The sequence below is a fragment of the Mesobacillus sp. genome (assembly GCF_047739415.1).
In the GTDB taxonomy this organism is placed as follows: domain Bacteria; phylum Bacillota; class Bacilli; order Bacillales; family Cytobacillaceae; genus Mesobacillus.
In genome coordinates this window covers 1-6734 of the sequence record NZ_JBIQOE010000308.1, presented here as the reverse complement: position 1 = coordinate 6734, position 6734 = coordinate 1, and the positions used below count along the sequence as shown (strand labels likewise).

8 protein-coding genes and 1 pseudogene are annotated in these 6734 nt (G+C 39.9%); 8 read left to right on the top strand and 1 reads right to left on the bottom strand.

What is annotated here, in order from left to right; translation table 11 throughout:
- Positions 1 to 151: pseudogene (locus tag ACH0QE_RS25330) on the top strand (Rep protein); the annotation flags it as partial.
- A 308-nt stretch (positions 152 to 459) separates the two neighbouring features.
- On the opposite strand, the gene mobQ reads toward ACH0QE_RS25330, so the two are convergent.
- Entirely contained in the window at positions 460 to 2379 is a 1920-nt protein-coding gene (gene mobQ, locus ACH0QE_RS25325) for a MobQ family relaxase (protein WP_415803140.1), read from the bottom strand.
- Between the two features lie 325 nt (positions 2380 to 2704).
- Here mobQ and ACH0QE_RS25320 point away from each other — a divergent pair, with 325 nt between their 5' ends.
- The 7 genes from ACH0QE_RS25320 to ACH0QE_RS25290 form a co-directional block, all read left to right on the top strand.
- Positions 2705 to 3022, top strand: coding sequence for a hypothetical protein (locus ACH0QE_RS25320; protein ID WP_415803139.1), 318 nt, complete (start codon positions 2705 to 2707; stop codon positions 3020 to 3022).
- Between the two features lie 4 nt (positions 3023 to 3026).
- Entirely contained in the window at positions 3027 to 4556 is a 1530-nt protein-coding gene (locus ACH0QE_RS25315) for a type IV secretory system conjugative DNA transfer family protein (protein WP_415803138.1), read from the top strand.
- Between the two features lie 67 nt (positions 4557 to 4623).
- Positions 4624 to 4857 (top strand): hypothetical protein, encoded by a 234-nt coding sequence (locus tag ACH0QE_RS25310; RefSeq protein WP_415803137.1) that lies wholly within the window; start codon positions 4624 to 4626, stop codon positions 4855 to 4857.
- Positions 4858 to 4910: 53 nt separating this feature from the next.
- Positions 4911 to 5171 carry a hypothetical protein gene (locus ACH0QE_RS25305; protein ID WP_415803136.1) on the top strand — a complete coding sequence of 87 codons (261 nt, stop codon included), beginning with the start codon at positions 4911 to 4913 and terminating at the stop codon, positions 5169 to 5171.
- A 104-nt stretch (positions 5172 to 5275) separates the two neighbouring features.
- Positions 5276 to 5590 carry a hypothetical protein gene (locus ACH0QE_RS25300; protein WP_415803134.1) on the top strand — a complete coding sequence of 105 codons (315 nt, stop codon included), beginning with the start codon at positions 5276 to 5278 and terminating at the stop codon, positions 5588 to 5590.
- Complete coding sequence (locus ACH0QE_RS25295; RefSeq protein WP_415803133.1) at positions 5587 to 5889, top strand: hypothetical protein; 303 nt, start codon at positions 5587 to 5589, stop codon at positions 5887 to 5889. The genes ACH0QE_RS25300 and ACH0QE_RS25295 overlap by 4 nt, the downstream gene beginning before the upstream one ends.
- 180 nt (positions 5890 to 6069) lie before the next feature.
- A partial coding sequence (locus ACH0QE_RS25290) for a Rep protein (protein ID WP_415803132.1) occupies positions 6070 to 6734 on the top strand: 665 nt, incomplete at its 3' end.

Sequence of the window (6734 nt, the reverse complement as noted above, 5' to 3'; positions counted from 1 at the left end):
CTGGATTGTAAATCCTTATATTATGATTTGTGCACCTAGAAAAAATAATGTTCAACTGGACAAGCTAACCATGAGATTATTTCAACATTCTTTGAAAAATCTTAAAGATCAGGATGGAAAAAAGGTAACTTTACCTGCTAGATTTTTTTAGATCGTATCATTTCGATACGGTCTTTTTTTTGTATTAATGATTTTTTCATTACTTGGGATTTTTTAGGTGTCATGAATTCCTGACATTTTATACGTCTTTTGTCAGGAAAACCTTACACCCTAAAAACCTCAATAAACCCAGTCATATCAACGCTTTAACCCACTTTTAACAAACTCTCTCTATTATCACTATTGTTTAATAGCAATTCGCCCTCTGTTTGGCAATACCTAATTTTATATATTTTTCGTTGTTGCCTTAAAGGCTTAAAGGTTGCCATCAAGGCAACCAAAAACCGTAGTAAGGGGGTTCTATCTCTCTAAAACATTTTCTTGGGATTTATGCTTCTGTTTAGCTTTTTGGCGTTCCTGGCGTTGTCGCTCGAATTGCTCTTTCTTCTGGGCTTCCTCAACGCCTTGGACTGCGGCCTGCAAGAATCCTAAGTTAAATTCATTGCCTTTGCCTTGGTCAGCTTCCTGGATCGTATTTTCGATTAGTGGCTTTTTGTCCATAGCCAGGTCTAACTTTTCTCTGTGTTTGTCGAAATTTGTCTTATCGGAAAAGCCTAGGCTTTCCAAATTCTTTGTTAAACGCTCTCGATCAGAAAGGGCTTGACGATATTCTTCCTTTGCAGTTTTAGAGAAAAGCATTTTCCCTTTCATCAGAGGGTTGTTCTCGTATTTTTCGATTTTGGTTGATACTGCTTCCAGGTGTTTAAAGTGTGTGGCAGCGGTCGCACTTTTTTGATTTTCTTTGGCCAATGTCTGTAAGTGAGATTGGGCTTTTTCGATAGCTTCGGTACGCTCTTTGATTTCTGCCTTGATTTGGCTTAATGGAACAACCTGGCCTGCTTTTTCATTGATGGACTTTATCTTCAAAGCGTCCTCATATTTCATGAATGAAGAAGCTGTTTTTAATTCTGGATAAGGGGCAGTAATCTGACGGATTTCCCCTTGCTTCAAGGCTTTTTCGGCTTTGTCTAATACTTGGCATTCAGATTTAATTTGCTCTTTTTGCTTGAAATGAGTAGTGACCTGTTTTTCCTTTTCTTCCTGGAACGTTCTGCGCTGATCCATGAATTCTTCTTTGGTCGAGAAGGATAGTTTTTCTCGGTGGTAATTCAGTTTTTTATCGTGATAGCTATAATCCTTCTGGAATTTCTCAATGGCCTGTTCTGCTCGTTCTTTGGTTTGGCGATTTTCTTTTAGCTTCAACGGATTGAACCAGTTGATATTTTTAATATCATTTTCCAGGCGTTTGACTTGGTTTTGAATCTGGTCCATCTGGTGGAAATGGTCGCCTGCTTCTTTGAATTTAGAATCTTTCCATTCGGTAAAGCTGGCCTGCTTCTCAATGCTTTGCTCCCATTTGTCTATTTGAGCCTTGCGATCCTTGATTTTATCAAGAGTCACAAAACCTTTTACAGACTTTGTTGCTTCTTTGATGTCGGCCTTTTCGGAAGGGGTTAGGTATTTGCCTTTTTCACGCTGCTGTTCAAGATTTTTCTTTTCGGCTTTATATTTATCTAGTTCTACAATGTTTTTGTTGTAGTCCTGGACTTCTCGATTTATGTTTCCTCGTTCGGTCTGTACGCCACGTTTCTCCATCTGGTGGGCTACATGGCCAAGGTGAACAGTCGGAAGCTGTTCAACCCCTCTGGCTTCGTTGGAAAGGTGGGAAATGCGCTCCTGGACTCCCTCTTTCTCCAATGCCTTATTGGCATGATTAGCCCATTGCTCTCTCCATTGTTCCAGAAGTTTTTTGTCGTTCCACTCACGGTTTTTCACAGTGAAGCCCTGTTCTGAAATTTCCCTGGTGGTCAACATGACATGGGCATGGGGATTTTCTTTGTCATCCCTATGGATGGCCACATCGGCAACCATGCCTTTGCTGACAAACTCCTTCTGAACATAGTCATGGATCAGTTCCTTTTGATGGTCGTTGGAAAGCTCTTTTGGCAAAGCAATATTGATTTCTCTGGCCAGTTGGGAATTAACCCTCTTTTCAGCTTTCTCAACTTCATTCCATAAACGCTCACGATCCTGAACCCATTCAGGAGAATGAGAAGGGGCAAGAATCATAGTTTCTGGTTGAACATTTCTTTTATAGAATTTAACTTCTCCTGTTCGTTCATCTTCAAGACGTTCTCCAGAACGGTAACTGGCAGAAGCGACAGCCGATTGACCTTTAGCCCTGGAAATAACTTTTGCTGAAAAATGATAGATAGCCATGATTTCTCACCCCTTTCAAAGTCCGCGACACGATTAAAATTTGAACCGAAACGGATAGGGAAGAATCGCAAGATTCAAGCTATCTGTTTTGGCTTCGCCGATTAGGCGAATGGTTTTTTCCTTCCGAACCATTCGGAAGGGGAGGTTTTTCGTTCCGTAGGAACCGCACACAAACGGAGTTTGTATAAGTGCGCCCTTATCTCTTTCGTTCTAAGGGAATCATACCACAACCCTGATGAAGATTCTACCAATTTTACTGGTGCTATTCTGCTATTTTGAGATATAATAAAAGAAAAATATGGAAAGAAGGAATAAGGTGGACAAGATGGCTAGGAAAACGGATGAAGAACGATTACAAGAGTTAGAGGACAAGATTAAACAGATTGAGGAAAAGAAGCGATTGGTCAAGGCTCGCTTATCTCAAAAAGAACGAAAAGCCAGGACAAAACGATTGATTGAAGTTGGGGCAGTTTTCGAGAAGTATTTCGGAATTGAAGGCCCGGAGGAAGCCGAAAAAGTCGCTCGTGTTTTACAAAAAACAGTCGATAAAAACAGGGATAGAATTTTGAAATATCCTGAATCAGAAGAAACATTGTTAATACCTGAATCCAAAAATGAAGGTTATAACGTAAAGGGGGAATAAGGCGATGAAGTTTTCGGCAAAGCAGTTTTTCTTTCTTCCGGTGCTGATCGGTTCGGTCATCAAATTAATTTCTGGAAGAAGCTTTAAGTCAGCTATAACTTATTTTGTGGTTTACTTGGCTCTGTCCTTTGGGATTGGCCAGGCATTTAATTTCAGTTATCCAACCATCGGAAACCTTATCAATCTATATTTGTTTATCGGTATGATCTACACGATTTTCTTTCACTGGAGAGATAAAGATATTGATAGTGAAGGGGCTTTAGGAAAAGCTGTTTTTTCCAGTACTCAAGATTTGAGAGCGCATGGCCTGATTGGAAATGGAGTTGTCCTGGGTAAGAAAGATGGCGTTTTGGTAGAAAAGCCAGATACCAAGGAAGGGCATACCTTGATTATTGGTGGAACTGGTACAGGTAAAACCAGAGGGCATGGAATTCCCACTCTTTTAAGATGGACTGGCACAGGCCTAGTCATTGATATTAAAGGCGAACTTAGCGACAGGACAGCCCATGCAAAACCAGATTCCATTGTCTTTTCAACAGAAAAGCAGTTGGCTCGTTACAATCCGTTGGATTTTGTTCAAGAGATTGAGGACGTTCAGGAAATTGGCCGAAATATGTTTCCTGCTCCCAAGCAAGGAGATCCGTTTTGGGCGCAATGCGCTCAATCCGTTTTCTCAGCTGCATGTTGGGAATATCGCCATGAAAAAAGTTTTGCCGAAGTAGCGCAATTCATTTGTGCCTATTCAGAACAGGAAGTCATTGAAACCCTTTTGAAAAGTGAAAAGATAGAAACCAAGATTCTGGCCAACACGGTGGCCAATCTGAAACCCGAAGTCCTGGCAGGAATCTTTGCCGAAATCAGAGGGAAGCTTGCGACTATTGCAGTTGATAAAAACATTCAGTATGCGACTTCCAGGAGTGACTTCAGTCCTTCAGACATTGAAAAGAGCATGATTTATCTTCAGGTGTCTGAACATCGGCTGAAGCAATACGGTGAAATTTTCACAGTCATTATCGGTCAATTCCTTCGATACCTGACAAAGAGGGAAGAAGGAAAAACGCCTCCTGTTTTAATCATGTTGGACGAGTTCCCACGTTTGGGGAAAATGTCAGAAGTCGTTGGGGGGCTAGCGACTTTGAGAAGTCGAAATGTCCATCTCATGTTGATTATTCAATCCTTAGCACAGCTAGATAATATTTACGGAAATGAAGAAAGAAAGGTCATCGTCGATAACTGTTCTTACAAGCTTGTCATCAATGCGACAGATACCGATACCCAAAAATACTTTTCGGATATGGCAGGTCAAAAAACCGTCAAATTGAAGTCTTACTCGCAACAAGAGGGTCATCGCAAGGAACAAACCTTCACAACGCAAGAACAGAGTGTTCCCCTTATCCGTCCAGAAGAGTTTGGTGTCCTGGAGAAGCCTATCCTGTTCGCTTACCGTTTAAGGCCAGTCGAATTGGAAAGAGCGTTCTGGGATCAGGACGAGGAAATGAGAAGCCTAGTCAACAGCAAGCTCCAAGTATCTTAACTGCCAGCGCCTTTAGGGCGCTCATGGTTGCCTTGATGGCAACCTTATTTTTGAGGGAGGGATTTCTTTGTTGAAAGGCCATGAAATTCTAGGAACGGACAAGCCCATTTACTTTAAAAAAGGTGAGGATCATCTTTTCTATGAGGATCTTCTTTTGATGGATGAAAACCCTGATGACTATGAAATAGCAGGCTATGTTCAAGTCATAAAAACAGGAGAACCTTTTTTCTTGCCGGTCTATCAGCTTCTTGTTCCAGAAGTGAAAAAAAGTGCAAAAGTGCTTCCTTTCAACTTGAAATAAGTTACCTTTAATGATATGATAAAAGTAACTTAAATCAAGAGGGGATGAAAGCAATGTTTTTTAAATGCTCGAAGTGCCAGAAAGAATTGTCATTGCAGCCGAATATTTTTGAGAAAGCCTACATGGGGCATGACACATGCCTGGATTGCAGACCAAAGCATGGAGGAAGCAGGGAAGGGGCAGGCAGGCCATCCCTGGGAACGACAAAGAAAGTATCCGTCACCCTGCCGGATGACATTTGGGAGAAAATCGAGGGAGCAGGCAACAAGTCAGCGTTTTTCAGGGATTTGGCTCTAAAGGAATTTGAAAAATGATTTGTTCATACTGTCAGGCGAAAAACAGTCAATACGCCGATGAATGCGACTTTTGCCAAGCACCATTGAAGAAGCCAAGGCCACAATTAAGGGATTTGGTTTACTTGGAACAATGCGAGCTGCCATTCAAAGAACTGACTTTATTTCACACTTATGATTTGCTAATTTTGCTTCGATTGGTCAGGGAGGAAAGAACAATCACCTATAAACTCATGAGAAGCGTTCAGAGGGCTCCAGAAGGCGTTGTGGTCGATTCTGACACCTTAGACTTTGCTGAACAGGAATATAGGCGTTATACGGCTCGTATGAGGGTCATAGAGGGGATTTTGATAGATAGGATGGGGTACAAGCCTGAAAGAGTGGATGATAAGCTTCTGGATCGTTTACAGGCGAAATTAGAAAAGGGGGAGAAGATTTGAGGGGTGAATTATTTGTGTTGAATGGTAAACTGTCATTTTTTTTTAAAAAGAGCGATGTGAAAACCACTGCTGATAAAGAAGCAATTAGAAAAATGATTTATCACTTGTTTCATACACATTCAATTTGGGCTCAATATACATTACAGGATGTCGAAGATATTATTAAAAAATCAAAGTCAGTTCATATTGGTATTTCTATGAACGATGCTGAGCAATCACCAGATTTAAAAATTTATAATTACTCTGGAAGAGATTATAAAATAGTGCAATTAATCCATGAAAAAGGAGAAAGGTTATAGAAAAAGAGGGGAATTATTGGTATTGTCGAATTATAAAGAAAAAGAGAAAAACCGCCCATGCTTTGGTCGGCTTGGCGGTTTCTCAAAACAAGCAAGGGATTAGTCCCTTTATTAACTTTTGAATATTTATATTCTACCATATTGGGACTAATTCCTGCTACATAAGGGAGAGAAAAAGTAGTGGGGAAAAATATTATAGACTTTGAACAAGCTGAAAAAAATGCTAGAAAAAGAGATTTCGAGAAAGATTCAGAAGCTAGATCAAGAGCAGAAGAACTAAAAAAATCATTACTAGACCAATTAAAAGAACTTACTGGTGAGGAACATTTCATTGGAACCAGTAAAGACCCATTTGCAGGGGAGCCATTTAATCAAGTCATGCACAGAAACTTAGATTTATTAAATCGAATTGGGTATCTTAATCAGGCCGAAGGTGATTTTTTATTCAGGATTCAAGCCTATTTAGAATTTAAAAGTAATGTGATTATTTGCAGGGAAGATAAATTTAAAAAGAAAAAGAAAAATGTTGAGGATGAATTTGAACTTCCGCAAGCTGCAACAGTTTCAGACATTGCTGAAATGATAGCGAAATCAAGGCAACAGACATCTTTAATTATGAACTCCTTGAAGAAAAAAGAAATTTTACTTAATCCTGAAGGGGCAGGGCATATCATTGAAAATGGACGTACTGTAAGCCCTAGAACCTGGATTGTAAATCCTTATATTATGATTTGTGCACCTAGAAAAAATAATGTTCAACTGGACAAGCTAACCATGAGATTATTTCAACATTCTTTGAAAAATCTTAAAGATCAGGATGGAAAAAAGGTAACTTTACCTGCTAG